20 protein-coding genes and 1 pseudogene are annotated in these 25519 nt (G+C 72.4%); 8 read left to right on the top strand and 13 right to left on the bottom strand.

What is annotated here, in order from left to right; genetic code table 11:
* Positions 1-181: 181 nt before the first annotated feature.
* The gene (treY, locus tag ACIBAI_RS19375; RefSeq protein ID WP_399035768.1) at positions 182-2569 is read right to left on the bottom strand and encodes a malto-oligosyltrehalose synthase; all 2388 of its coding nucleotides are present in this window, start codon (positions 2567-2569) and stop codon (positions 182-184) included.
* Positions 2570-2654: 85 nt separating this feature from the next.
* On the bottom strand, positions 2655-4778 hold the full coding sequence (glgX, locus tag ACIBAI_RS19370) for a glycogen debranching protein GlgX (RefSeq protein WP_399035766.1): 2124 nt from the start codon (positions 4776-4778) through the stop codon (positions 2655-2657).
* A gap of 441 nt (positions 4779-5219) precedes the next feature.
* On the opposite strand from glgX, the gene ACIBAI_RS19365 reads away from it, so the two are divergent.
* Together ACIBAI_RS19365 and ACIBAI_RS19360 are read left to right on the top strand one after the other, a co-directional pair.
* Positions 5220-6488, top strand: a complete 1269-nt coding sequence (locus tag ACIBAI_RS19365) for an SAV2148 family HEPN domain-containing protein (RefSeq protein WP_344600226.1) — start codon at positions 5220-5222, stop codon at positions 6486-6488.
* 118 nt (positions 6489-6606) lie between these two features.
* The gene (locus tag ACIBAI_RS19360; protein WP_399035765.1) at positions 6607-7329 is read left to right on the top strand and encodes a 3'-5' exonuclease; all 723 of its coding nucleotides are present in this window, start codon (positions 6607-6609) and stop codon (positions 7327-7329) included.
* 17 nt (positions 7330-7346) lie between these two features.
* Here the strand turns inward: ACIBAI_RS19360 and ACIBAI_RS19355 are convergent, their stop codons facing one another.
* On the bottom strand, positions 7347-8210 hold the full coding sequence (locus tag ACIBAI_RS19355) for an aminoglycoside phosphotransferase family protein (RefSeq protein WP_344600224.1): 864 nt from the start codon (positions 8208-8210) through the stop codon (positions 7347-7349).
* A gap of 670 nt (positions 8211-8880) precedes the next feature.
* Here ACIBAI_RS19355 and erm point away from each other — a divergent pair.
* Together erm and mgt are read left to right on the top strand one after the other, a co-directional pair.
* Positions 8881-9660 carry an ErmE/ErmH/ErmO/ErmR family 23S rRNA (adenine(2058)-N(6))-methyltransferase gene (erm, locus tag ACIBAI_RS19350; protein WP_399035763.1) on the top strand — a complete coding sequence of 260 codons (780 nt, stop codon included), beginning with the start codon at positions 8881-8883 and terminating at the stop codon, positions 9658-9660.
* A pseudogene (gene mgt / locus ACIBAI_RS19345) lies at positions 9657-10899 on the top strand (macrolide-inactivating glycosyltransferase). Before erm ends, mgt begins: the two are co-directional and overlap by 4 nt.
* 302 nt (positions 10900-11201) lie before the next feature.
* On the opposite strand, the gene ACIBAI_RS19340 reads toward mgt, so the two are convergent.
* Positions 11202-12269, bottom strand: coding sequence for a tyrosine-type recombinase/integrase (locus tag ACIBAI_RS19340; protein WP_399035762.1), 1068 nt, complete (start codon positions 12267-12269; stop codon positions 11202-11204).
* 147 nt (positions 12270-12416) lie between these two features.
* The gene (locus ACIBAI_RS19335; RefSeq protein WP_399035760.1) at positions 12417-12926 is read right to left on the bottom strand and encodes a MarR family winged helix-turn-helix transcriptional regulator; all 510 of its coding nucleotides are present in this window, start codon (positions 12924-12926) and stop codon (positions 12417-12419) included.
* 98 nt (positions 12927-13024) lie between these two features.
* Between ACIBAI_RS19335 and ACIBAI_RS19330 the strand changes: the two genes are divergently transcribed.
* Together ACIBAI_RS19330 and ACIBAI_RS19325 are read left to right on the top strand one after the other, a co-directional pair.
* Positions 13025-13693 (top strand): FMN-dependent NADH-azoreductase, encoded by a 669-nt coding sequence (locus tag ACIBAI_RS19330; protein ID WP_399035758.1) that lies wholly within the window; start codon positions 13025-13027, stop codon positions 13691-13693.
* Positions 13694-13770: 77 nt separating this feature from the next.
* Positions 13771-14559 carry an SDR family NAD(P)-dependent oxidoreductase gene (locus tag ACIBAI_RS19325; RefSeq protein WP_399035757.1) on the top strand — a complete coding sequence of 263 codons (789 nt, stop codon included), beginning with the start codon at positions 13771-13773 and terminating at the stop codon, positions 14557-14559.
* Between the two features lie 100 nt (positions 14560-14659).
* Here ACIBAI_RS19325 and ACIBAI_RS19320 read toward each other — a convergent pair whose 3' ends face one another.
* A complete protein-coding gene (locus ACIBAI_RS19320; RefSeq protein ID WP_399035755.1) occupies positions 14660-17719 on the bottom strand; it encodes a Tn3 family transposase in 3060 nt (1019 codons plus the stop codon).
* A gap of 200 nt (positions 17720-17919) precedes the next feature.
* Here ACIBAI_RS19320 and ACIBAI_RS19315 point away from each other — a divergent pair, with 200 nt between their 5' ends.
* Positions 17920-18450, top strand: a complete 531-nt coding sequence (locus tag ACIBAI_RS19315; protein ID WP_399035753.1) for a DUF1697 domain-containing protein — start codon at positions 17920-17922, stop codon at positions 18448-18450.
* Positions 18443-18817: a DUF4440 domain-containing protein gene (locus tag ACIBAI_RS19310; RefSeq protein ID WP_399035752.1), complete on the top strand. Its 375-nt coding sequence runs from the start codon at positions 18443-18445 to the stop codon at positions 18815-18817. Before ACIBAI_RS19315 ends, ACIBAI_RS19310 begins: the two co-directional genes overlap by 8 nt.
* Before the next feature lie 12 nt (positions 18818-18829).
* Here the strand turns inward: ACIBAI_RS19310 and ACIBAI_RS19305 are convergent, their stop codons facing one another.
* The 7 genes from ACIBAI_RS19305 to cysC form a co-directional block, all read right to left on the bottom strand.
* Entirely contained in the window at positions 18830-19612 is a 783-nt protein-coding gene (locus ACIBAI_RS19305; protein ID WP_399035750.1) for a sirohydrochlorin chelatase, read from the bottom strand.
* Between the two features lie 8 nt (positions 19613-19620).
* Complete coding sequence (locus ACIBAI_RS19300) at positions 19621-20526, bottom strand: ABC transporter permease (RefSeq protein WP_399035749.1); 906 nt, start codon at positions 20524-20526, stop codon at positions 19621-19623.
* A complete protein-coding gene (locus ACIBAI_RS19295) occupies positions 20513-21301 on the bottom strand; it encodes an ABC transporter ATP-binding protein (RefSeq protein ID WP_399035747.1) in 789 nt (262 codons plus the stop codon). The genes ACIBAI_RS19300 and ACIBAI_RS19295 overlap by 14 nt, the downstream gene beginning before the upstream one ends.
* A gap of 40 nt (positions 21302-21341) precedes the next feature.
* A complete protein-coding gene (locus ACIBAI_RS19290) occupies positions 21342-22445 on the bottom strand; it encodes an aliphatic sulfonate ABC transporter substrate-binding protein (protein ID WP_399035746.1) in 1104 nt (367 codons plus the stop codon).
* A gap of 222 nt (positions 22446-22667) precedes the next feature.
* A complete protein-coding gene (locus ACIBAI_RS19285) occupies positions 22668-24002 on the bottom strand; it encodes a sulfate adenylyltransferase subunit 1 (protein ID WP_399035744.1) in 1335 nt (444 codons plus the stop codon).
* Positions 24003-24004: 2 nt separating this feature from the next.
* Entirely contained in the window at positions 24005-24952 is a 948-nt protein-coding gene (gene cysD / locus ACIBAI_RS19280) for a sulfate adenylyltransferase subunit CysD (RefSeq protein WP_399035742.1), read from the bottom strand.
* Positions 24949-25518 carry an adenylyl-sulfate kinase gene (gene cysC, locus ACIBAI_RS19275; RefSeq protein ID WP_399035740.1) on the bottom strand — a complete coding sequence of 190 codons (570 nt, stop codon included), beginning with the start codon at positions 25516-25518 and terminating at the stop codon, positions 24949-24951. The genes cysD and cysC overlap by 4 nt, the downstream gene beginning before the upstream one ends.
* Position 25519 lies beyond the last annotated feature (1 nt).

Below are 25519 nucleotides of genomic sequence, written 5' to 3'. Positions count from 1 at the left end.
CGGGCCGCGCCGGCGGTGAGCGGCGCGGCCCGCGCCCGGCCGGGACCAGGACGGCCGCCGGCGGTCCGGCCTCGCGCGTCCGCCGGCGGCCGGCGCCGCCGGGGCGTCCGCCGACCGGCCGGCCGCACGCGGCCAGGCCTCGCGCGGCCGGTCTCGCGGACCGGTCCGCCCGGCGGGCCGGTCAGTCCGCCGTCCCCACCCGCTCCAGCAGCGCCACCGGCAGCCGCTCGAAGAGCTCCGCCAGACGCACGTGCCCGGTGAACTCGCGCTCCGGCGCCAGCGCGTCGGCCCACCGGCCCGGCGGCAGGGGCAGACGCGTGTCCTGCCAGCCGCCCGCGCGCGCCAGCCGCAGCGACAGCCGCGTCACGGCCGTGAGCGCCTCGCCCGAGCGGACGAACGCCACGCAGTGCGCCGCCGCCGGCCCCTCGGCGGTCAGCGGCGCGTACGACGCCGCGGCGCCGAAGACGTCCGGCCGCCGCGCGCGCAGCCCCAGCGCCGCCCGCGTCACCGCGCCCTTGTCCCCGGGATCGTCCGCGGGCGGGAAGCGCACGGGCCGCCGGTTGTCGGGGTCCACCAGCGCCCGGTACTCGCCCTCCGTGCCCTGGTAGAGGTCCGGCACGCCCGGCATCGTCAGGTGCACCAGGGCCGTGCCGAGCACGTTGGCCCTCAGGTGCGGCTCCAGCGCGGTGCGGAAGGCCGCCACCCGCTCGCCCGGCGCCCCGCACGGCCCCGCCGCCACGAACCGCGCCACCGCCTCCTCGTACGCCGGCTGCTGCTCGGTCCAGCTGGTGTGCGTCCCCGCCTCGCGCACGTGCTTCAGCAGGGCCTGCTGCACGCGTTCCCGGTCCGCCGGGCCGAGCCCGAACACCGTCTGCCAGGCCGCCCACGCCAGCTGCGCGTCCGGCGCGTCCGGCGCGTCCGGCGCGTCCGCTGCGTCGCGTTCGCCGCGGGCCGCCTCGGCCAGGACGTCCGCCCAGTCCCGCGGGCACTCGGTGAGCACGGCCAGCGCCGCGCGCACGTCGGCGCTGCGCTTGGTGTCGTGCGTGGAGACGACCGTCCCGGTCACCGGCCAGTCCCGCTGCAGGCGCGCGCAGTAGGCGTGGAACTCCTCCGGGGAGACGGCCGGGGACCCCGGGTTCCCGCCCACCTCGGTCGCCGACAGCAGCGGCACGTAGCGGTAGAACGCCGTGTCCTCCACGGACTTCGCGCGCAGCGCCGACGCCGTCTGCGCGAACCGCGTCCGCAGCTCCACGTGGTCCGGTCCGTCCCCGGCCCGGCCCAGCACCAGGTCGCGTACGACGTCGACCGCCCCGGCCTCCTCGGGCACCGCGAAGGCGAGCCGGGCCTCCGCGGCGGCCTCCTCGGTGACCACGGACGCCGCGTCGACCGACGCGTACGGCCGGTAGACCTCCAGCCGGACCAGCAGCTCCTGCAGCGCGGTGCGCAGCGCCCAGGGCGCGCGGTCGCGCAGGCGGGGATCGGGCGAGGCGGCGCACAGGCGGTGCGCCACCCGGGTGAGCCGGTCGCACTCGGTGGCCAGCTCGTGCGTGAGCACCTGGTACGCGGCCCGCCGCGCCGTCGCCGCCCAGTCGCCGCCCCGGTCCGCCTGCGGGGCCGCGAACCGCCGGTAGTGCCCGATCAGTTCCGTCAGGCCCGCCGGGTCCGTGAACAGTCCGTCGACGTGCCGCAGGGCGTCGTAGCCGGTGGTGCCCGCGACGGGCCAGGAGGCCGGCAGGCGCTCCCCGTCCGAGAGGATCTTCTCCACGACCGTCCAGCGGCCCCCCGTCGCCTCGTGCAGCCGCCGGAGGTAGCCGTCCGGGTCGGCGAGCCCGTCGGGGTGGTCGACCCGCAGCCCGTCGATCACCCCTTCGTGCAGCAGCCGCAGGACCGTGGCGTGCGTGGCCTCGAACACCTCCGGGTCCTCCACGCGCACCCCGATGAGCTCCGAGATGCTGAAGAAGCGCCGGTAGTTCAGCTCGGTGCGGGCCAGCCGCCACCACACGGGGCGGTACCACTGGGCGTCCAGCAGCTGCGGCAGCGGCAGGTCCTCGGTGCCCTCCCGCAGCGGGAACGCGTGGTCGTAGTAGCGCAGCACGTCGCCGTCGACCCGCAGCTCGCCGATCACCTCGCCCAGCGGCCCGCCGAGCACCGGCAGCAGCACCCGGCCGCCCTGCGCCTCCCAGTCGATGTCGAACCACCGCGCGTACGGCGACTTCGGACCCTCCCGCAGCACCTCCCACAGGGCGCGGTTGTGGCGCGGGGACATCGCCATGTGGTTGGGCACGATGTCCACCACCAGGCCGAGCCCGTGCTCCCGCGCGGTGCGCGCCAGCGCCCGCAGCCCCTCCTCGCCGCCCAGCTCCCCGCGCACGCGCGCGTGGTCCACGACGTCGTACCCGTGCGGCGAGCCCGGCACCGCCTCCAGCACGGGGGACAGGTGCAGGTGCGAGACGCCGAGCGACGCCAGGTAGGGCACGGCCGCCGCGGCGGCCTCGAAGGGGAAGTCGGGCTGCAGCTGCAACCGGTACGTGGCCGTGGGCACCGCAGGATCGGGTCGCTCAGGTGTCATGACAACGTACGTACCCGCCCCGCGGCCTTTCGTGTCATCGCGCCTTCGGCCCGGGGCGGGTACGCCGCCATCCGTGTGACGCCCGCTAGACGGGCCGCTGCAGCACCGTCAGGCTCCGGTCCACCAGGGTCAGCCGGTCCCCGGCCTGCACCTTCGCCCCCGTGCCCGGCGGCACCTGGTCCGGGTGGGAGGTGTCCACGATTACCTGCCACTGGCGGCCGTGGTCGACCGGCACCACGAACTCCAGCGGCTCCGGCGAGGGGTTGAACATCAGCAGGAACGAGTCGTCGACGATGCGCTCCCCGCGCGGTCCCGGCTCCGAGATCGCGTTGCCGTTGAGGAACACGGTCAGCGCCGACGCCTGCGCCGAGGTCCAGTCCTGCTGGGTCATCTCCCTGCCCTCGGGGGTGAACCAGGCGATGTCCGACAGGTCGTCGTGGGTGCCCTCCACGGGCCGCCCGTGGAAGAAGCGCCGCCGGCGGAAGACCGGATGGTCCCTGCGCAGCCACACCATCGCGCGGGTGAACTCCAGCAGCCCGGCGTCCGCCCCCTCCCCCTCCTCCTCGGGCCATCGCACCCACGACAGCTCGTTGTCCTGGCAGTAGGCGTTGTTGTTGCCCTTCTGCGTGCGGGCGAACTCGTCGCCGTGGCTGATCATCGGCACGCCCTGGGACAGCAGCAGCGTGGCGATGAAGTTCCGCATCTGCCGCGCCCGCAGCTCCAGCACCGCCGGGTCGTCGGTCTCGCCCTCGACCCCGCAGTTCCAGGACCGGTTGTGGCTCTCGCCGTCCCGGTTGTCCTCGCCGTTGTCCTCGTTGTGCTTGTCGTTGTACGCCACCAGGTCGTGCAGCGTGAAGCCGTCGTGGCAGGTCACGAAGTTGATCGAGGCCAGCGGGCGGCGCCCGTCGTCCTGGTACAGGTCGGAGGAGCCCGTCAGCCGGGACGCGAACTCCGCCAGGGTGCGCGGCTCGCCCCGCCACAGGTCCCGCACGGTGTCCCGGTACTTCCCGTTCCACTCGGTCCACAGCGGCGGGAAGTTGCCCACCTGGTAGCCGCCCTCGCCCACGTCCCAGGGCTCGGCGATCAGCTTCACCTGGGAGATCACCGGGTCCTGCTGCACCAGGTCGAAGAAGGCCGAGAGCCGGTCCACCTCGTGGAACTGCCGCGCCAGGGTCGCCGCGAGGTCGAAGCGGAAGCCGTCGACGTGCATCTCGGTGACCCAGTACCGCAGCGAGTCCATGATCAGCTGGAGCACGTGCGGGGACCGCATGAGCAGGGAGTTCCCGGTCCCGGTCGTGTCCATGTAGTAGCGGGGGTCGTCCGTGAGCCGGTAGTAGCGCGGGTTGTCGATGCCCTTGAAGGACAGCGTCGGGCCCAGGTGGTTGCCCTCGGCGGTGTGGTTGTAGACCACGTCCAGGATCACCTCGATCCCGGCCTCGTGCAGCGCCTTCACCGCCGACTTGAACTCCAGGACCTGCTGGCCGCGGTCGCCCCAGGAGGCGTAGGCGTTGTGCGGGGCGAAGAAGCCGATCGTGTTGTAGCCCCAGTAGTTGCTCAGGCCCATGTCGGCCAGGCGGTGGTCGTCGACGAACTGGTGCACCGGCATCAGCTCCAGCGCGGTGACCCCCAGCTTGGTCAGGTGCTCGATGATGGCGGGGTGGGCGAGCGCCGCGTAGGTGCCGCGCAGCTCCTCGGGCAGCCCCGGGTGCCGCATGGTGAGGCCCTTGACGTGGGCCTCGTAGATCACCGTGTGGTGGTAGTCGGTGCGCGGGCTCCGGTCGTCGCCCCAGTCGAAGTACGGGTTGACCACGACCGAGGTCATCGTGTGCGGCGCCGAGTCCAGGTCGTTGCGCCGGTCGGGATCGTCGAAGTGGTAGCCGTAGACCTCCTCGCCCCAGCGGATCGAGCCGCTGATCGCGCGTGCGTACGGGTCGAGCAGCAGCTTCGCGGAGTTGCAGCGCAATCCGCGTTCGGGGGCGTAGGGGCCGTGCACGCGGTAGCCGTACCGCTGCCCCGGCATCACGCCCGGCACGTACGCGTGCCGTACGAACGCGTCGCTCTCCCTCAGCTCGATCGCCGTCTCCGAGCCGTCGTCGTGCAGCAGACACAGCTCTACTCGGTCCGCGGCCTCCGTGAAGACCGCGAAATTGGTGCCGGCGCCGTCGTACGTGGCACCGAGTGGGTATGCCTCTCCAGGCCAGACCTGCATGGATGCGACTCTTTCAGGTGTGCGACGCGGGTGGGGACGTCTTGGCCCCGAGTCTCCCCGGAAGTGAGGGGACCACCCAGGACTTACTTCCCCCTTACCGGCCGGCCAGTGCATACGGGTATGCCGAACCGGTGGGGCGGAGGCGTCCCCGGGGCGGACGGGAGCGGTGGGGGAGCGGGGGAAGACGTGCGCGGGACGGTGCGCCGGCGTCCGGGCGGGCCGGCGGCGCACGGCCGGCGGGGCCGCCGGGGGCCGCCCCGCCGGTCCCCGGCCGGGTTTCCCGCTCCGCCCGCGGGACGCGGCCGCTATGAATCCGCTCACGCCGGCCGGGCTCGTCGTGTCGAACGGACGTGCAGATCAAGGAGGTTGAGAAACTACCTGTCCATCGGGCTGCACCGCGGACCGCTCCCGGAGTACCCTTCCTTGATCGTTGGGACGGGGATGCCCGGGGGAGCGGAAGGCGGTGCGCGGGTGGGCTCGGGAGGGCTGGAGCTGCCCCCTGGTGACGACGGCCACGAGGGGAACTCCACAGACGTCCCGCCCGGTGCCGTGTCCCTGGCACGGCCGATGGACGCGGGCGCGATCGGACCGGAGCTGGACTGGGACGCCGACGCCTGGCGCGAGGTGCGCACCCGCGCCCAGCGGGCCGGCCGCGCCTACATCTGGCTGAACCTCGTCGAACAGCGGCTGCGCGCGGTCGTGGCCGCCGTCCTGCGGCCGGTGTACGAGCCCGTCCACGGCGACGACTGGGTGGTCGCGGCGGCCGGGCCCGCCGGCCAGGAGTGGGTGCAGCGGGCGGTCGCCGTACGGGAGGTCAGCCGCCGCAAGGGCTATCTGCTCGACCCGGCCGACGACAACGTCCTCAGCTTCCTCACGCTGCCGCAGCTGCGCGAGCTGATGGTGCAGCACTGGCCCTGCTTCGAGCCCTACGTCGACGAGCGCCGGGAGGTCGAACTCGCCCTGGACGAGCTGGAGGTCACCCGGAACGTGGTCTCCCGCAACCGGGCGCTGTCCGAGGCCGTCCTCGCCCAGGCCGAGCGGGCCTCGGCCCGGCTGCTGGAGATCCTCGGCGCGGGCGGCGACGTGCCCTCCGCGCGCCGGCTGCCGGTCGACGCGGTCGAGGACCTGGTCGGCGACCGGTACGCCGACGTGGTCGCCGTGCACCCCGACCGGGTGCGGCTGCTGCGTCAGTTCCCCGCCGAGGACATCTTCGGCGGGGCCCGCCGCCTGGACGCCATCGGCATCGGCCTCAACCTGCTCGTGCAGAACTTCTCCGGCCGGCGCCTGGTCCGCCTCGCCGAGTCCGGCTGCCGGGTGCGGCTGCTGTTCCTGAACCCGGCCTCCAGCGCGGTCAAGCGGCGCGAGCGCGAGCTGGGCATCAAACGCGGGGAGCTGAGCCGCGCCGTCGAGACGAACATCCTGCACATGCGCCGGGTGCGCGCCCGGCTGCGCGACCCGGGCGCCTTCGAGATCCAGGTGTTCGACGAGACGCCCCGCTTCACCGCCTACCTCGTCGACGGCGACGGCGCGGACGGCGTCGCCGTCGTGCAGTCCTACCTGCGCCGGACGCGGGGGATGGAGGCGCCGGTGTTCGTGCTGCGGAACGGGAGCAGGCTGGTCAAGTCGGGCGAGGTGGACGAAGGCGGGCTCTTCCCCACCTACCGCGAGGAGTTCGAGTCGATGTGGGCGGACTCGCGGCCGGTGTCGTGAAACGCCCGGGTGACGGGCTCCGCGAAGGGAGAAGCGGAACGCGGTCCTCCGATTGTCAGTGGCCCATGGGAAGGTGGAGGCCACTGGGGGGAAGCACCACCGAGAAGGGGGGCCGCCGATGGGCTGGCACCGGGAGCCGCTGATCGGCTTCGACCTGGAGACGACCGGCACGGATCCGCGCGAGGCGCGCATCGTCACGGGGGCCGTGATCGAGGTCAGGGACGGGGAGCCGGTGAGGCGCCGGGAGTGGCTGGCCGACCCCGGGGTGGAGATCCCGGCGGACGCGGTGGCGGTCCACGGCATCAGCACCGAGCGGGCGGCCGCCGAGGGCGGCCCCGCCGACCGGGTCGCGGACGAGATCGCCGACGTGCTCGTGGCGTACTGGACGTCGGGCGTCCCGGTCGTCGCCTACAACGCCGCCTTCGACCTCACGCTGCTCTCCGCGGAGCTGCGGCGGCACGCCCTGCCGTCACTGCGCGACCGGCTGGGCGGCGCGGCCCCCGCCCCGGTCATCGACCCGTACACCATCGACCGCTCCGTCGACCGCTACCGCCGCGGCAAGCGCAACCTCGAAGCGGTCTGCGCGGAGTACGGCGTCGCGCTCGGCACCGCCCACGACGCCGCGGCCGACGCGCTCGCCGCGGCCCGGCTGGCCCGCGCGATAGCCGGCCGCCACCCCGAGGTCGCGGCCCTCGGCCCGGCGGAGCTGCACCGCCGCCAGATCGAGTGGTACGCCGAGTGGGCGGCGGACTTCCAGGCCTTCCTGCGCCGCAAGGGCGACGCGACCGCGGTGGTCGACGGGACGTGGCCGGTGCGGGAGCCCGTGGGCGACAGGGTCTGAGCAGGGCCGCCGACGGCTCAGAACGGATACCAGCGCACCGTCTCGTCCCCGTCCCGCAGCGACGCCACCCGGCGCTCGAACTCGGCCAGCGCCCTGGGGTTGCTCGGCGCGTGCTGGGCCACCCAGGCGCAGCTGGCCGTCTCGCGGGCACCGCGCAGGACCGAGCAGCCCTCCCACTCGCGCACGTCCCAGCCGTACGCCTCGGTGAAGGAGTCGTACGCCTCGGCGGGCAGCCCGTAACGGTCCCGGGACAGGGCCATGACCACCAGGTCGTGCTCGCGCAGGTCGGCGGAGAAGGTCTCCAGGTCGACCAGGACCGGCCCGTCGGGGCCGATGTGCACATTGCGGGGCAGCGCGTCGCCGTGGATCGGGCCGGGCGTCAGCCGGGGCGTCAGCCCGGCCGCGGCCGCCGCGAAACCGTCGCGGCGCTCGCGCAGATACGCCGCGTCCGCGGGGTCGATCACGTCGCCCGCGAGCCGCAGCCAGCGTTCCACGCCCCCCAGCAGATCGCGGGGCGGCAGCGTGAGGGGAGGGGAGGGCAGTGCGTGGACGAGCCGCAGCAGTCCGGCCAGGTCCCGGGGCTCGGCGGGCCGCACCGGATCCGGCAGCCGGTGCCACACGGTCACCGGATGCCCCTCGACCAGCAGCGCCTTCGGCTCGGCCGCCCGCACCGCCGGCACCCCCGCCCCGGCCAGCCACACCGCGACGTCCAGCTCGCGTTGCGCCCGGTCCAGGAGCCCGGCGTCGCGGCCCACCTTGACGACCAGGTCACCGGCGGCGAACACCGCGTTCTCGCCCAGGGCGAGCAGCCGCGCCTCCCGCGCCGGGCCGGGCAGCACGCCCGCCGCGGCCACCACGTCCCGTGCCTTGGCCTCGTCCAACGTCCTCCGCCTCCGTGTCCGTCCTCGCCCGTGTCCGTCCTCGCCCGGGCCCGGACCGATCCGGCCCCGGCCCGGTTCCGGTTCCGTCCTGATCGGGGCCCACCCCGGCCCGGCCGGTCCGCGTCCGGCCGCGGCCTGATCCCGTGCCCGTGCCGGGACCGGCGGCGGGGCGCTCGCCGCCGGACCCCCGCCGTCCGTCGGCCAGTGTCGCATCCGCACCGGCCGGACCCGGCGGGCGCACCCGGCTGCCGATGCTCTCCGCCTGCGAGGAGGCCCTCCGCCACGGGTGGTTCGGCCACGCGGCGAGGGGCTGCGCCACGGCCGCCGCGCTCTCGGTCCCGCCGGCCGTCTCCGCGCCGGCCGTCTCAGGGGAGGGGAGGACGGACGAGGACCCGCACGACCGCCCGGCGGAAAATCCGTTGCCCGCCGCTCGCGGGCCCTCCTACCGTGCTGTCCGTGGGAATCGACGCGATCTACCTCTCCGGTCACGGCCGGGACTGCACGCACTCCGTCCGGATGCGCCGCGGTCCCGGAGCCCTGACCGGTCCGGGAGGCCCCGTCCGCTGATCCGCCGCGGCCGCCGGCCTTCCCGTTTCGCTCTTCCCCCGTCTTCCGGTCAGGGCCCTCGTCTGCCCTTCTCCCCCCTCACGGAAGACAAGGACCGCAGGCCATGGCCCGCCCCACGCGCGTCTCGCGCGCGCTCTCGCAGAACTTCCTCACCGACCGCGCCACCGCCGAACGCTTCGCCCGGCTCGCCGCTCCGCACCCCCGCCCCGTCCCCCTGCTGCTGGAGGTCGGCGCGGGGAAGGGCGCGTTGACGCGGACGCTCGCCCCCCGCTGCCGGGAACTGGTCGCCCACGAGATCGACCCCCGGCTCGTCCCCGTCCTGCGCGCCCGCTTCGCGGACACTCCCCACGTCCGCGTCGTGGCCGGGGACTTCCTCGCCGCACGGCCCCCGCGCACACCGTTCTCCGTCGCCGGGAACGTGCCCTTCTCCCGCACCTCCGCCGTCGTCGACTGGTGCCTGAGGGCTCCGGCCCTGACCGACGCCACCCTGCTCACCCAACTGGAGTACGCCCGCAGGCGCACCGGCGACTACGGCAGCTGGACCCTGCTGACGATCCGCACCTGGCCCCGTCACGAGTGGCGGCTGGCCGGGCGGGTCGGCCGGTACGGTTTCCGGCCCGTGCCGCGCGTCGACGCCGGGATCCTCCGCGTCGAACGCCGCCGCACCCCGCTGCTCGACGCCGACGCCTGCCGCAGCTGGCGGCGCCTGGTGGAGCTGGGCTTCTCGGGGGTCGGCGGCTCGCTGCACGCCTCCCTGAGCCGGGCCCACCCCGAGCGGCGCGTCGACGCCGCGTTCCGCGCCGCGCGCCTCGATCCGGGCGTGCCCGTCGGCGCGGTGCCGCCCGAGCGGTGGCTCCGGCTGCACGAGGTGCTGACCTCATGAGAAATGAGTTGTACGAGACGTCTCGTCTCGCATATGGTCGCTGCCATGACCAGTCCCGCTCACCTCGCCATGTTCTCCATCGCCGCCCACGGCCACGTGAACCCCAGTCTGGAGGTGATCCGCGAACTCGTCGCGCGCGGGCACCGGGTCACGTACGCGATCCCGCCCGCCTTCGCCGAGAAGGTCGCCGCGACCGGCGCCGAACCCAGGCTGTGGCACTCCACGCTGCCCGGCCCCGACGCCGACCCGGAGGCGTGGGGGACCACCCTCCTGGACAACGTGGAGCCGTTCCTCGACGACGCGATCCAGGCGCTGCCCCAGCTGATCGAGGCGTACGAGGGGGACGAACCGGACCTCGTCCTGTACGACATCACCTCCTACCCCGCCCGGGTCCTCGCCCACCGCTGGGGGGTGCCGGCGATCTCCCTCTCGCCCAACCTCGTCGCCTGGGAGGGCTACGAGGAGGAGGTCGCCGAGCCGATGTGGGCGGAGCCGAAGCGGACCGAGCGCGGGCGGGCCTACTACGCCCGGTTCCGGGCGTGGCTGGAGGAGAACGGGATCACCGAGCACCCGGACTCGTTCGTGGGCCGTCCCGCCCGCTCCCTCGTCCTGATCCCGAGGGTGCTCCAGCCCCACGCCGACCGGGTCGACGAGAGCGTGTACACCTTCGTGGGAGCCTGCCAGGGCGACCGCGTCGCCGAGGGGGACTGGCAGCGGCCCGCCGGCGCCGAGAAGGTCGTGCTCGTGTCGCTGGGGTCGGCCTTCACCAAGCAGCCGGGCTTCTACCGGGAGTGCGTCCAGGCCTTCGGCGGCCTGCCGGGCTGGCACACGGTGCTGCAGATCGGCCGGCACGTCGACCCCGCCGAGCTGGGGGACCTGCCCGCGAACGTCGAGGTGCACTCCTGGGTGCCGCAGCTGGCGATCCTGAGGCAGGCCGACCTGTTCGTCACCCACGCCGGCGCGGGCGGCAGCCAGGAGGGGCTGGCCACCGCGACGCCGATGATCGCCGTGCCGCAGGCCGTGGACCAGTTCGGCAACGCCGACATGCTCCAGAGCGCCGGCGTCGCCCGCCGGCTCTCCATGGAGGAGGCGACCGCCGGCGCCCTGCGGGAGACCGCGCTGCGCCTGGTCGACGACCCGGAGGTCGCCCGCCGGCTGAAGGAGGTCCAGGCGGGGATGGCCCGGGAGGGCGGCACGCGACGGGCCGCCGACCTCATCGAGGCCGAGCTTCCCGGATAGGCGGACCCCGCACGACCACGGGGGGCCGGCGCCGTGGGCGCGCGCCCCCCGGCACGGGGGACCGGGGCCGGCCGTGGCGACCACGCCGTGCCGGATCGCGTCCTTCGCCGCACGGCCCCGCCACGGACGTGCGTACCGGCCTCCGGCCCCGCCGCACCGGCCGGAGTGCCGCGCACCCCTGCCGCCGTGCCCGCCGCCCGCCCTAGGGTGGGCGGATGACGACGATGTACGCGGCGCTGCTGCGCGGGATCAACGTGGAGGCCAACCGGAATACGCCGGAAAGGTGCCGTAGGCCGCTGTGATCAACCCCGACGGCGAGCGGCAGGGTCGTGCTCAGCAACGTGCCGGGCGACCGCGTCGACTCCGGGGCGAGCGTAGCGTTCCAGGGACCGGACGGAGGCGTGACGGGAGCGGGCCAGCAGCATTGGCGTGGACGTGCCGTTCTCCGCGTCGTGCGTCAACGCACTGTGGCGTAAGCGGTGGAGTGTCCAGCCGTCCAGGTTCTCGATGTCTTCGGGCTGGGCGAGCGGATTGGCCAGCAGCCGGGTGTTCTCCTCGAAGATTTCTTCGGCGCGGCGGTAGGAGAGCCGGGCCCGGCCTGTCTCGGGGCACACGTCGAGCGTCGGTGTTCCGGCCGGGGCCTTGCGGTCGGTGAGGAAGAGCGGCCCGCGGGTACGGCGGGCGATGAGGCGGGGCAGGAGCTGGGCGGTGCCGGACTGCCAGTGAATCCACTCCGTTACCCCGCCCTTGGCAGTGATCTTCCCGCGCTTGTCCTGCGGGTACAGGTCTTCGACGTTCAGGCGCAGCACCTCGTCGGCCCGTGCGGCGGACTCGTAGAGCATCTTCCAAAACGTCTTCTCCCGCAGGGGGACGTCCAGGCGCCACAGAGCGGTGATCCGGTTCTCGGCCAGGGCCTTGGTGCGGTCGGGTGGTGCTGGCCGCCGCTCGATGCCGATCGTCGGGTCGCCGCCGATCCAGCCTTGGCGCTGCCACCAGCCGATCGCCTTGCGTGCGATGGACAGCTCCCGGTTGACGGTGTCGGCGTCCATCTCGTCTGCCCGCGCTGCCGCCAGTTCGGCCAGCACCTCGGGCAGGGCTGGGTCGTCGATCACGGTGACGGGGAAGACGGGCGGTTTCGCGCCCCGGCGGGCTGGTCCGGTCGGCGCCGGTTCGCCGGCGAGCATCCACCCCCATGTCGTGAGCGAGATCCGGTAGATCCGTGCGGAGGACTTCGCGATGCCCGCGCCGGTGAGGTATCGCTCGACCGCCGCGGTGTACGACGAAGGTGGGGCGGACAGGGGCACGACCCGGGCGCGCGGTACACGCAGCGCGCCCCCGCTCCCGAGTTCGGTCACTGATTCGATCGCCATACCCGCCCCGCCCCTCCGGCTCTGCCGCAGTAAATGCGTACACCTCGCCCCGGCGGCCGGAATGCCCCGCCGCAGGTCGCAATGATCACGGTAGAGACTCTGCCGCAGTAAATCCGGCATTTACTGCGGCGTCATCCTGGCTAGCCGTCAGGGCTCGGGCACGGTACAGGCGTTGTCGGCCTGCTGTCCGTCCTCGATCCGTGCCACGGGCGCGCCGACGAGCCGGCGCAGCGCGGCGCGCAGCCCCTCCTGGGTGTCGGCGTCCAGGTCGGCGAGCAGGCTGGTCTCGATCGCCTCGACGTCCACACGTGCGGCGTCCAGGGTGCGTCGGCCCTCCTCGGTCGCTTCGATAATGCGGGCCCTGCGGTCGGCCGGGTCCGGACGGCGGCGGACCAGTCCGGCTGTCTCCAGCTCGTCGAGGACCAGGACGAGTTTGCTCTTGTCGACCGAGACGGCCTGGGCCAGGGAGAGCTGGCTCCTTGCGGGGGCTTCGACGACGGCCATCAGGACCGTGTAGCCCCACAGGGTCATGCCGTGCTCGCGCACGACCGAGGCTTCCGCCGTGGCGAGGCCCTGCTTGAGCCGGGCGAACAGCCAGTGCAAATCGCTGTGGAGCCGACTGGCCGACGCCCGGTCGCCGGTGGGGGTGAGGGACATGCCAGCAGAATAGCAATAGTTCTAAATCGTCTTGATTTAAAACTATCTTGGATTAGTCTGGTCTCGACTTCAGATCATCTTGTCTGGGAGGGAATGTTGTGGCGCATCTGCTGCATCTGGATGCCAGCGCCCGGAGCGACTCGTTCTCGCGGGAGCTCGGCGCGGCGTTCGTCAAACACTGGGAGGCCGCCCATCCGGAAGGCACCTACACCTACCGGGATCTGCTGGCGGAGCCGGTGGCGCCCATCGACGAGGCCCGGGTGAGGCTGGCCACCCAATCCTCCCTGAACGGTGTGAAGGACCTCGCGGCCATGGACGCGGTGGCGGCCGCCGCACCCGAACTGGCCGGGGCGTGGGCGGCGACCCGCCCCTTCATCGCGCAGCTGCTCGCGGCCGACGTGCTGCTCATCGGGACGCCCATGTACAACTTCTCCATCCCCGCAGCCCTCAAGGCGTGGATCGACCGGGTGACCCTGCCGTGGCTGCCGCTCGCGGGGAAGTCCGCCGTGATCCTCAGTGCCCGCGGCGGCGCCTACGGCCCCGGCACTCCCCGGCAGCCGTTCGACTTCCAGGAGCCCTACCTGCGCGCCTACTTCTCGGCACTCGGCCTGGAGGACGTGGAGTTCGTGCACACGGAGCTCACCCATGCCCCGGTCATGCCGTTCCTGAAGCAGTTCCGCGATGCCCACGAGGCGTCCCGGACCACCGCTCTGGAAGCGGTCGAGGCGCTGGCCGCCGGCGTACCGGCCGAGGCCCGGGCGAGCTGAACCGTTCCGTAGGGCGAGGCCCGGCCTTGCCGTCACAGAACCCTTCCCCTTCTTCGCAAGAGAGGACATCCCGCACCATGGACACCGCACTCAAGGACCGTGTGGTCCTGGTCACCGGCGCGTCGACCGGTATCGGCGCCGCGACCGCCCGCGCCTACGGGCAGGAGGGCGCCCGCGTCGCCCTCACCTACCGCAACAATCCGGAGAAGGCCGAGAAGGTCGCCTCCGAGATCGAGGCCGCTGGCGGGCAGGCCCTCGCTGTCCGGCTCGACCTGGAGGATCTGCCGACCATCGAAGAGGCCGTGGCCACGGTCATCGAAGCCTGGGGCGGGGTCGACGTGCTCGTCGCCAACGCCGTGCGCTGGGGCGGCGACGGTCCGCCGGACCCGAGCATCCGCTTCGAGGACGTTTCGCTCGACGAGTGGCAGGCCATGATCGGCGCCAACCTGATCGGCGGCGCCGCCCAGGTCCGGGCGGTCCTGCCGAGCATGCGCTCGCGCGGCTGGGGCCGGATCGTGCTGATCTCCTCCGGCGTCGCCGAGGAAGGCGTGCCCGGCCCCGGGCCGTACGGAACGGCCAAGTCGGGCCTCCACGGCCTCGCCCGCAGCCTCGCCTGGGAGGCCGGCCGCGACGGAATCCTCGTCAACGTGGTGGCCCCCGGCTTCACGCTGACCGACAGCCGTCCGCCCATCCCTCAGAGGATCGTCGACCGGCTTGCCGCCGGCACACCCACCCGTCGACTCTCCGACGCGGACGACGTCGCCAAGCTGGTTCTGTTCCTCGGCTCGGGAGCCAACGGCAACCTCACGGGCGAGATCGTCCGCGACGGCTCGTCCGCCGCGCGCGCCCCCCACATCGGTCCCTGACGCCGTACCCCACCTGACCGAGGCTCCGTCGTACCGTCCCCCGAACCTGGGTTCCGTCCGACCCGGTCGGACGGAACCCAGGTTTTTCGTGCGCCCGCCTTCACGCGGCCCTCCGCAACCGCCCTACCGCCTCGTTCTCGGGCGGCTCCATGTCCAGGCGCCAGGCCCCGAAGCGGCGGGTCTTGCTCGTGATGTACGGGGTGACAGTGGCCAGGTCCACCGGGTCCACCTCCCACCCCTCGTCGATGAGATCGTTGGCCACCCTCGTGATGTCCACGGCGGTATGAAAAATGAGGCAGTTCGCCAGCAGCTCGTTGAACTTGATGGTCTTCTCCTGGTGGTCCGGGTCGTTGTCCTGGAGCACGTCGGAGGCGAACATCAGCCAGTTGCTGAACTTGTGGAACGCCTCGACCTTGTTCGTCATCGACTGGACCGATTCGCGCAGCTCGGGTTCCGACAAGAACCTGAGGAGCACGATCGTCCTCATGACCCGGCCGAGTTCGCGGTACGCCTGGTAGATGCGGTTGCGCTTGGACTCGTTGCCCAGCCTGCGCAGCAACGCGGCCGAGGACAGCCGGCCCTCGCGGATCGACAGCACCACGCGCATGAGGTCCTGCCAGTGGTTCTCGATCAGCCGCCAGTTGATGACGTCCTTCTCCGGATTGCCGAACAGCGGGTCGATGTGCTGGTACTTCGCCGTCGCGCTGGGCCGGTAGAAGGTCAGGTCCTTCCAGTCACGGATGCGCGGCAGCAGCTCCACGCCGAGCATGTGCGCGAGCCCGAAGACAGGCAGCGACTGGCCTTGCGTGTCCCCGTGGACGATGTCCACGGTCACCTCGGACTGGTTCTTCAGCAGGCCCTCGAACAGATACACCGCCTCCCACACGCCACACGGGATGAAGCGGCTGAAGAGCGCGATATAGGTGTCGGACACGTGTCTCATCGAGATGCCGCCAAATCCCCCATACCGGATGTGGGACTCGGCCAGCATGTTGTTCTCCCAGGTGTCGTACTGGGAGCCGTCGATCCCGGCCTTGCCGACATCGCCCCACACGTGCGCCAGGTCGAGCTGGATGAACATGTCGAACACGTCCGCCGAGGCGGCGTTCAGCTTCTCCGCGGTGATGTGCTGGTTGCCCGCCAGCGACAGCTCGTGCACCGAGACCTTCTGCCGCATGTGCCGCGCGACCTGCGCGGGCCCCGCGTTCGTCCCGTAGCAGAAGACCGTCAGGACGTAGCGGGCGAGCTTGTCGCGGATCTTCGGATCGCTTCCGGAGGCCGGGCCGAAGTGCCGCCACCACTGGATCCAGTACGCGGTGCGGGCGAGCACATCGAGCAGGCTCCACTCCGGCAGTCGGCGCAGGATCTCCGCCTCCAGGTCCTGCGCGGACTTGCGGCGGTCCTTGCCCTTGCGCGGGGTGAGCACGATCTTCCCCGACGCGGCGTCGATGGCCAGGTCCGCGTTGTCCGGGTACCCGGCGTCCACCTTCGCGGCTGTGGCGGTGAGCTTCTGCTTCAAGGCCGCGGTGAACGCCGGGGCGGTGGCGGGCAGCCCGGCCTGCTCGCAGTAGTCGGCGACCAGCGGCTCGCACGCCTGCCAGGACAGCAACTGGTCGTGCAGGTTGGCGTACGACTCCGAGCCGATGACCGCCACGTCTCCGGTCCGCAGCTCCTGGGTGAGGTAGAAGAGCGTGCACACCTCGAAGTGCCGCCGGTTGATCTTCCCCGGCCTGTGCTTGTCGAACAGGATGCGCTGCCACATCTGCGAGGCGAAGTCGGCCGAGACCGTCTTCATCTTTTCGGTGCCGTCCTCCTCGGTGACGGTGTACGTCACCGGCACCCACTGGCTGCCGCGGTGCCGCATGACCTGGCAGAACTCCACCGCCTGGAGCACACAGTCGTCGGTGGAGGTGGCGACCATCGACAAGATCTCGGTCAGGTCGAACAGCACTTTGCGGTGGCTACGGAAGTGCCGCCGCATCAGCGGCGCGTAGTTGTCGCCGTGGTGGGCGGAGACCAGCTCGTGGTCCTCCGAGAGCTTGGCCAGCCCGCCGGCCTTCTCCAGCCGCTCCAGCACCGCCTTGCCGCACTCGGCGTGCACCGCGTTCTGCTTGCGGGCACTGGTGGGGATAGTGACCGACTTACCGTCGAAGCCGACCGCTTCCTTGGCCACCTCCAGCACCTCACCCAGCACCGCGATCAGCCGCTCGGACTCCGCCCGGTGCCGCTCACGGATCTTCTCCAGATCCTCCTTCGCCTTCTTCGTGATCGCCCCCATGCGCTTGCACAGCATCGTCACCAGCTCGTCCCGGGCCCGCACCTTCGCCATGTGCAGCAGGCTCGCCAGTAGCGCACACCGCTTCACCACGCCGACCTTGGACATCTCGGCGGCGTCCAGCACCTTCGCCTGCCCGGCGAAGTGCTCCACCTTTCCCGGCGGCACCTCCTGAAGCCACGTCGCCGTTGCCCCCAGCCCTTCCAGTCTGTCCAGGTGGGCAAGGTGCTCGCGCAGATGGGAGACCGTCGGGGCCTTCACCGGGCGCTTCAGCTCGTCGAAGCTGCTGCGACCGCCCGCGGGCACCCGCAGCAGTCCCAGCAGCCGGGCCTGCTCGACCTCATCCATCCGCGACACGATCGTTGCGAAGAAGTCCTCGTTCACCTCGGTCCTGATCGCCGAGGCCATCTCGTCCAGCGTGCTGTATCCAGGCAGCTCCATCCTCGCCTTGACCAGCTTCTCCAGCGCCACGTTGATCAGGTCGGCCGGATTGTCCTTGGTCTGCACGGCCTCCCGAATCGCCACTGCGGCGACCTGGCGGGCCTTTTCCATGTCGTAGATCACGCCGAGCCGTTCACGGATGAAGTCCCGCTGCCGCGCGGCCGTACGCACCGAGTCGTGCCGCGGCTGAACGCTCTCGTCCTGCTCCAGCAGGCCGCGCACATGCCCGACCACCAGCTCCGGCACCTGGCCCAGGTCCGGGAAGTAGCCCAATTCCTGATAGCTCTTCAGCAGCACCACCAGCGCCAGCAGATGCTCCGGCGAGCGCGCCTTGCCCCGCGCCCACGCCACCTCGGCCGTGCCGGGAGTGAATGCCTCGTGCAACTCGCGAGAGGAGATCGTGCGCTTGAACCGCGGGTACGCGGTACGTTCCACCGAAGCCATGCGCCGCAGGATCCCGGCCGCTCACCCGTACGGAGCACACGCAGCCGAGCCGATCACAGACATCACAAGCACATGACCAGGGAAGAAGCCGTCCAGGCACCCCGCCGCGAATCATCAGAAGAACCCACGAACGGGTGACCCGTGGGTGGGCCAGCGAGCTTCAGATCACCACCGCAGACGGCCTACGGCACGTTTCCGGCGTGTTCCGGTTGCCCTCCAACGTGGGCGGCCGCCGGAAGGTCCCGATGGCCGACCTGCGCACGCTCATGGAAGAGCTCGGCCTCCGCGCCGTCCGCACCCACCTGCAGAGCGGGCAGGCCGTGTTCGCGGCCGGGCGCGGCGAGGAGGAGGCGCTGGCCGCCGAGCTGACGCGGGCGATCGAGAAGCGGTTCGGTTTCGCGGTGGACGTGATCGTGCGCGACCACGCGTATCTGCGGGCGGTCGCCGAGGCGTGCCCGTTCCCGGCCGCCGAGCTGGAGGCGAAGCAGCTCCACGTCACCTACTTCTCCGCGCCCGTCGACGCCGGGCGGTTCGCGCAGATCGACCGGGCCGCCCACCTCCCCGAGGAGTTCCGGCTCGGCGACCGCGCCCTGTACCTGTACGCGCCGCACGGCCTCGGCCGCTCCCGGCTCGCCGAGCAGCTGTCCAGGCCCCGCGTGAACAGGGGCCTGATCGCCACCACCCGCAACTGGAACACCGTCGCCGCGCTCGTGGAGCTGACCCGTGGCTGACCGGGACCCCGCCGTCGAGGCCGCCGTCCGGGGCGAGCCGGCGCTGCTCGGACCCGAGGTCCGCCGCTCCCCGGAGCGGGTCGCGGCGCCGCCGCACCCCGGCTTCCACGGGTTCGGCGCCTCCGGACGGCACGGGGACCGCGCCCCGGCCGCCGCCATGCCGGCGACGGCCACCGCGCCCGGCGCCCGGCCCCCGGCCGTCTCCCGGACGAGGGGCGTCCGGCTCGCCCCGGACCCGGTCCGCCGCACCCTCGGCACCGAGCACCAGGGGCGCCGCGTCCACCGCGGTTCGCTGTGGAGGCGCGCGCAGGACGGCCGGCGGCCGTACGTCCACCAGGGGACGCCGTTCGACGCCCGGGAGGAATGACCGCCGGCGGCGTCAGGCGCCGAGCGCCGCCGGCACCGGCAGGCACGCCGCGTCGTAGCGCTCCAGCAGGACCCGCGCCACCTCCGGGGCCGGGCCGAGGACACCGGCGAGGACGTCCGCCTCCGCCGCGCCGCGCGCGATGCGGTCCGGCAGGAAGCCGGGGGCCAGGACGTACGGGGCGACGGCGACCCGCGCACAGCCCAGGGCCCGCAGCTCGCGCACCGCGTCCTCGGTGCGCGGCAGGGAAGCGGAGGCGAACGCAGGCCGCACGGCGCACCAACCGGTGTGCCGCCACTCCCGCGCGATGTCAGCGATCACTGCGATCGCCTCCGGGTCGGTGGACCCCGCCGAGGCCAGCACGACCCCGGTCGAGGACTTGTCGGCGGGGCTCAGCCCCGCCTCGTACAGCCGCCGTTCCAGGGCGGCGAGCAGCAGCGGCGACGGGCCGAGGACCTCCGCCTGCCGGATCCGCAGCTGCGGCGGCGCGTCCGCGAGGACCGCCGGGATGTCCGCCTTCGCGTGGAAGGCGCGGGTGAGCAGCAACGGCAGGGCCACCACGTCCCGGACGCCCCTTCGCCGCCCGCCCCCGCCGCGGTGCGGCGCTTCGCGCCGCGCCTCCTCCGCCAGGGACTCCAGCACCCCCTGCACCGAGGGGAGGTTGAAGTCCAGGAAGCCGGTCTCCACGCGCACGTCCGGCCGCAGCGCCCGCACCCGCCGCACCAGGGCGTGGACGGTCGCGGCGTGCCGCGGATCGCGGCTGCCGTGGGCGACGACGAGCAGGACCGGACGGTGCATGACGTGCCTCAGCCCCTCACCAGCAGACCGCGGCTGCGCAGCACCCACCGCTCCAGCGGGCTGAAGATGAGCAGGTCGATGGCGATGCCGACGATCAGGATGAGCAGGATGGCCTCGAACACCATGGCCATGTCGCTGGCGTTGCGGCCGTTCTCCAGCAGCTGGCCGAGGCCGACGCCGAGGTCGGGGAAGGAGGCGATGATCTCCGCGGCCATCAGGGAGCGCCACGAGAACGCCCAGCCCTGCTTCAGGCCGGCGACGTAGCCGGGCAGGGCGGCGGGCAGCACGATGTGCCAGGTGCCCTTCAGCCCGGTGGCGCCGAGGGTGCGGCCCGCGCGCAGGAACAGCGGCGGCACCTGGTCGACGCCGGACACCAGGCCGTTGGCGATGGAGGGGACGGCGCCCAGCAGGATCACCGCGTACATCATCGAGTTGTTCAGCCCCAGCCAGATCACCGCCGGCGGCACCCACGCCACCGACGGCAGCGACTGCAGGCCGGACAGGATCGGGCCGATGGCCGCCCGGACGAACTTCACGCGCGCCACCAGCAGGCCCAGCGGGGTGCCGATCAGCAGCGCGAAGCAGAAGCCGAGCAGGCCGCGGGAGACGCTGGTCCAGATGTAGTCGAGCAGCTCGCCCCGGAGCCACGCCTGCCGGACCACGTCCCACACGGCGGCGGGCGCGGGCAGCTTGCTCGGGTCGTCGACGACCCCGAAGGAGATCAGCGCCTGCCACACCACCAGCACCAGCGCGACGGCGAGGACGGGCGGCAGGATCTTCTCGGTGAAGGTCTGCCGGAAGGGCTTGCGCCGGATCTGCACCGCGTCCAGCGCGTCCAGTCCGGCCTCCAGGCCGGCCAGGTCGTTGCCGTCCTTGGCGGTCGTCCCGGTGGCGGTCGTCTCAGTGCTGGCCATGGCGACGGATCTCCCCCCGCAGTTCTTCGGTGATCTCGACGGACAGTTCCGCCACGGCGGTGTCCTCGATGCGCCGCGGATGCGGGATGTCCACGGTCCACTCGCGTGCGATCCGCCCGGGCCGGGAGGACAGCAGTACCACGCGCTGCGCGAGGCGGACCGCCTCGCGCACGTTGTGCGTGACGAACAGGACGGACACGTTCGTCTCCCGCCAGATGCGGGTCAGCTCGTCGTGCAGCACGTCCCGCGTGATCGCGTCCAGGGCCGCGAACGGCTCGTCCATCAGCAGCAGCCTGCTCTCCTGCGCGAGCGCGCGGGCCATGGCGACACGCTGGCGCATGCCGCCGGACAGCTCGTGCACCCGCTTGCCGTACGCGCCCTTCAGCCGGACCAGTTCGAGCAGCTGCTCGGCCCGCTCGCGGCGCCCGGACTTGGGCACCCCCCTGAGCTTCAGGGCGAGTTCGATGTTCTTGCCCGCGGTCAGCCACGGGAAGAGGGCGTGCTCCTGGAACATCAGGGCCGGGCGGCCGTCGGTGACGATGCCGCCGGCGGTGGGCCGGTCGAGGCCCGCCACCAGGTTCAGCAGCGTCGACTTGCCGCAGCCCGAGGCCCCCAGGAGGGTGACGAACTCGCCGGGCGCGACATCGAGGCTGATGTCGTCCAGCACGAGCTGCTGCCCGGCGGGGCCCGCGAACGACTTCGAGACGTGCTCGATCCGGGCGGCCTGCGCGGCCGCCTCGGTGCCGTCGTCGGCCTTGGCGAGGGTCGTGGCCATGGTCGTCACCTCCTGGGGACTCATCGGATGCGGGACTTGCTCACTCGGCGCCGAGACCGGCGTCGTCGACCGTGCTCTCGCCCTCGGCCTTCAGGACCTTGTTCAGGATCGTGAGGTCGTAGATGCCCTTGAGGTCGGGCTTCTCCAGCAGACCCGCCTTGACCGCGTGCTCCGCCTCGGTGTCGAGGGTGGCGGCGAGCGGGTCGTCGGTGAACCGGATCGACTTCCACGCCGGGTCCAGCACCTCGGCCGGCAGGGCCTTGCCGGAGTCCTTCTCCAGCTGCTTGTTCGCCGCCGCCTTCGCCTCGTCGGGGTGGGCGTTGATCCACCGGTTGGTCTCGACGGACGCCCTCAGCACGGCCTCGACGGCCTTCGGGTGCTCCTTGAGGAACTCCTGCCGCACGATGATGTTCGTGATCACGAACTCGCCGTCGGGCCACAGCGCGGACTCGTCCAGCAGCACCTTGCCGCCCTCGGCGACCAGCTTCGACGCGGTCGGCTCCGGCACCCAGGCCCCGTCGATGGAGCCGGCCCGGAAGGCGTCCGGGGTGACCTTGTTGTCGCTGCGGACGACCGTGACGTCGCCCTTGCCGCTCTGCGGGTCGACCTTCCAGCCCCGCTCGACGATCCAGTTGAGCAGCGCCACGTCCTGCGTGTTGCCGAGCTGCGGCGTGGCGATCTTCTTGCCCTTGACGTCCTCGAGGGACTCGATCTTGTCCGGGTCGACGACGAGCTTCACGCCGCCGGACGCCGAACCGCCGATGATCCGCAGGTTGGTGCCGTTCGACTTGGTGTAGCCGTTGATCGCCGGGGACGGGCCGATCCAGCCGATGTCGATGGAGCCGGAGTTCAGGGCCTCGATCTCGGAGGGGCCGGCGTTGAAGGTGGCGTACTCGGCTCTGGTGGCGCCGAGCTGCTTCTGGAAGAAGCCCTTCCGCACGCCCACGAGCGCGGTGCCGTGGGTGAGGTTGCCGAAGTAGCCGATCTTCACGGAGTCGAGACCGTCGATCCTCTTCGCCCCGGCGGCGACCTCGGCATTGCCGTCGTCCTCGGCCTGGGAGCCGTATCCGCAGGCGGCGAGGGTGAGCAGGGGGAGGGCGGCGAGGGCCGCGAAGGCGCGGCGGAGGGCGGTGGTGGCAGGCACGGGAGGCTTTCCTCTCGTTGGCCCGGCGGTCACGGTCTCTCAGGTCGTGGCCGGGAGGTCGGCAGGTCTTCGTCTACGGCGGCGGGGGGTGAGGGCGCGCGAGCGGTGCGCGTACGTCAGTGCGCACATCGCGCCACTCCGCCCTGCCCGCTGCCGAGGGCGCCGCTGCCGACGCGGCCGCCCTCCTTCGCGAACAGCGAGTAGAAGTCGGGGGAGTTCATGTCAGAAGTCCCACCCGTCGTCGTCGGCCTCGGCCGTGACGGGCTCCGGGGAGGCGAAGGACTCGCCGACCATGCCCGCGGTGAGGGTGGTGCCGTCGGCGGGGTCGATCAGGATGAACGAGCCGGTGCGGCGCGAGTCGGCGTAGGAGTCGACCGGCAGCGGCTCGGCGGCGCGGATCTTCACCCGGCCGATGTCGTTGGCGGCGAGCTGTCCCGGGTGCGGGTGCAGGGACAGGTCGTCGAGGGTGAGCCGGGACGGGATGTCCTTGACGATGGCCTTGACCGTGCGGGTGCCGTGCTTGAGCAGCACCCGGTGGCCGACGGTCAGCGGCTGGTCGGCGACGTGGCAGACGGTGGCCTCGATGTCCTGCGTGGTGGGCGGCGCGTCCTTGCTGGGCACGATCAGGTCGCCGCGCGAGATGTCGATGTCGTCCTCCAGCAGGAGGGTCACCGACTGCGGGGTCCAGGCCACGTCGACGGGCTCGCCCAGCAGGTCGATGCCGGCGATCCTGGTGCTCCGGCCGGAGGGCAGGACGGTCACGGACTCGCCGACCCGGAAGGTGCCGGCCGCGATCTGGCCCGCGTAGCCCCGGTAGTCGGGGTGCTCGGCGGTCTGCGGCCGGATCACGTACTGCACGGGCAGCCGGGCGTGGCAGTGCGCCAGGTCGTGGCTGACCGGGACGGTCTCCAGGTGTTCCAGCACCGTCGGGCCGCCGTACCAGTCCATGTGGGCGGAGGGTTCGACGACGTTGTCGCCGGCGAGCGCGGAGATGGGGATCGCGGTGATCTCCGGGACGCCCAGTTCGGTGGCGTAGGCGGTGAACTCCTCGGCGATCGCGGCGAAGGCGCTCTCCCGGTAGCCGACGAGGTCCATCTTGTTGACGGCGAGGACGACGTGCGGGACGCGCAGCAGGGCGGCGATGGCGGCGTGGCGGCGGGTCTGCTCGACGACGCCGTTGCGGGCGTCGACCAGGATGACGGTCAGTTCGGCGGTGGAGGCGCCGGTGACCATGTTGCGGGTGTACTGCACGTGGCCGGGGGTGTCGGCGAGGATGAACCGGCGGCGCGGGGTGGCGAAGTAGCGGTAGGCCACGTCGATGGTGATGCCCTGCTCGCGCTCCGCGCGCAGCCCGTCGGTCAGCAGCGCCAGGTCCGGGCCGTCCTGGCCGCGGCCGGCCGAGGCCCGCTCCACGGCCTCCAGCTGGTCGGCCAGCACCGACTTGGAGTCGTGCAGCAGCCGCCCCACCAGCGTGGACTTGCCGTCGTCGACGGAGCCGGCGGTGGCGAACCGCAGCAGCGTGGTGGCCGAGAGCTCCTCGGTCGTGGTCGTGGTCATGGCTAGAAGTACCCCTCGCGCTTGCGGTCCTCCATGGCGGCCTCGGAGAGCTTGTCGTCGGCGCGGGTGGCGCCGCGTTCGGTGAGGCGGGAGGCGGCGATCTCGGCGATCACCTTCTCGATGGTGTCGGCGTCGGAGTCGACCGCGCCGGTGCAGGACATGTCGCCGACCGTGCGGTAGCGCACGAGCCGCTTCTCCACGGTCTCGCCGTCCCTGGGCCCGCCCCAGGCGCCGGCGGTCAGCCACATGCCGTCGCGGCGGAAGACCTCGCGGTGGTGGGCGTAGTAGATGGACGGCAGGTCGATGTGCTCGCGGGCGATGTACTGCCACACGTCCAGCTCGGTCCAGTTGGACAGCGGGAAGACGCGCACGTGCTCGCCGGGGGCGTGGCGGCCGTTGTAGAGGTTCCACAGTTCGGGGCGCTGGCGGCGCGGGTCCCACTGGGAGAACTCGTCGCGCAGGGAGAACACGCGTTCCTTGGCGCGGGCCTTCTCCTCGTCGCGGCGTCCGCCGCCGAAGACCGCGTCGAACTTCTCGGCGCGGATCGTCTCGGTCAGCGGCAGGGTCTGCAGCGGGTTGCGGGTGCCGTCCGGGCGTTCCCTGAGGATCCCGCGGTCGATGTAGTCCTGCACCGAGGCGACGTGCAGGCGCAGGCCGTGCTTCTCGACCGCGCGGTCGCGGTAGTCGATCACCTCGGGGAAGTTGTGCCCGGTGTCCACGTGCAGCAGCGCGAACGGCACCGGCGCCGGGGTGAACGCCTTCAGCGCCAGGTGGAGCATGACGATGGAGTCCTTGCCCCCGGAGAACAGCAGGACGGGGTTCTCGAACTCGCCCGCCACCTCGCGGAAGACGTGCACCGCCTCCGACTCCAGAGCGTCGAGGTGGGACAGGGCGTACGGGGTGTCCGCACCGCCCTCGCCCCCCTTGACGGTGGCGACGGTCGTCGTCATGCCAGTCCCCTTTCGCTCAGCAGGGCGTACACCGCGGCGGCGGACTCCTGGACGGTCTGGTGCTGCGACTCGATGCGCAGGTCGGGCGCGACGGGCTCCTCGTACGGGTCGTCGACCCCGGTGAGCCCCGTCAGCTCGCCCGCGGCCTGCTTGGCGTACAGGCCCTTGACGTCCCGCTCGCTGCACACCTCGACCGGGGTCGCCACGTGCACCTCCAGGTACGGCGTGCCGTTCGCCTGGTGGCGCTTGCGCACCGCCTCGCGGCTGTCGGCGTACGGCGCGATCACCGGGACCAGCGCCGTCACGCCGTTGCGGGCGAGCAGTTCGGCGACGAAGCCGATGCGCTGCACGTTGGTGTGCCGGTCCTCGCGGCTGAAGCCGAGGCCCGCCGAGATGAACTCGCGGATCTCGTCGCCGTCGAGCACCTCGACCCGGTGGCCCTCCTCGCGGAGCCGGCCGGCCAGCTCGTACGCGATGGTGGTCTTGCCGGCGCTGGGCAGACCCGTGAGCCAGACGGTGGCTCCGCTCGTCACGTGGTTCTCCTGATTCGTCGAAGGCACGGTCATC

This window comes from Streptomyces sp. NPDC051041, from assembly GCF_044456065.1.
Classification (GTDB): Bacteria; Actinomycetota; Actinomycetes; order Streptomycetales; family Streptomycetaceae; genus Streptomyces; species Streptomyces glaucus.
The sequence above is the reverse complement of the archived record's forward strand: the minus strand, read 5'-3'. Positions and strand labels throughout refer to the sequence as shown.

Bases quoted from the DNA above. Each gene is read 5' to 3' on its own strand.
- ACIBAI_RS19365 (WP_344600226.1), top strand. From the start codon at position 5,220: ATGCCCGGGGGAGCGGAAGGCGGTGCGCGGGTGGGCTCGGGAGGGCTG.
- cysC (WP_399035740.1), bottom strand. From the start codon at position 25,518: ATGACCGTGCCTTCGACGAATCAGGAGAACCACGTGACGAGCGGAGCC.
- ACIBAI_RS19285 (WP_399035744.1), bottom strand. From the start codon at position 24,002: ATGACCACGACCACGACCGAGGAGCTCTCGGCCACCACGCTGCTGCGG.
- cysD (WP_399035742.1), bottom strand. From the start codon at position 24,952: ATGACGACGACCGTCGCCACCGTCAAGGGGGGCGAGGGCGGTGCGGAC.
- ACIBAI_RS19300 (WP_399035749.1), bottom strand. From the start codon at position 20,526: ATGGCCAGCACTGAGACGACCGCCACCGGGACGACCGCCAAGGACGGC.
- treY (WP_399035768.1), bottom strand. From the start codon at position 2,569: ATGACACCTGAGCGACCCGATCCTGCGGTGCCCACGGCCACGTACCGG.
- ACIBAI_RS19325 (WP_399035757.1), top strand. From the start codon at position 13,771: ATGGACACCGCACTCAAGGACCGTGTGGTCCTGGTCACCGGCGCGTCG.
- erm (WP_399035763.1), top strand. From the start codon at position 8,881: ATGGCCCGCCCCACGCGCGTCTCGCGCGCGCTCTCGCAGAACTTCCTC.
- ACIBAI_RS19305 (WP_399035750.1), bottom strand. From the start codon at position 19,612: ATGCACCGTCCGGTCCTGCTCGTCGTCGCCCACGGCAGCCGCGATCCG.
- ACIBAI_RS19295 (WP_399035747.1), bottom strand. From the start codon at position 21,301: ATGGCCACGACCCTCGCCAAGGCCGACGACGGCACCGAGGCGGCCGCG.
- ACIBAI_RS19335 (WP_399035760.1), bottom strand. From the start codon at position 12,926: ATGTCCCTCACCCCCACCGGCGACCGGGCGTCGGCCAGTCGGCTCCAC.
- ACIBAI_RS19340 (WP_399035762.1), bottom strand. From the start codon at position 12,269: ATGGCGATCGAATCAGTGACCGAACTCGGGAGCGGGGGCGCGCTGCGT.
- ACIBAI_RS19360 (WP_399035765.1), top strand. From the start codon at position 6,607: ATGGGCTGGCACCGGGAGCCGCTGATCGGCTTCGACCTGGAGACGACC.
- glgX (WP_399035766.1), bottom strand. From the start codon at position 4,778: ATGCAGGTCTGGCCTGGAGAGGCATACCCACTCGGTGCCACGTACGAC.
- ACIBAI_RS19320 (WP_399035755.1), bottom strand. From the start codon at position 17,719: ATGGCTTCGGTGGAACGTACCGCGTACCCGCGGTTCAAGCGCACGATC.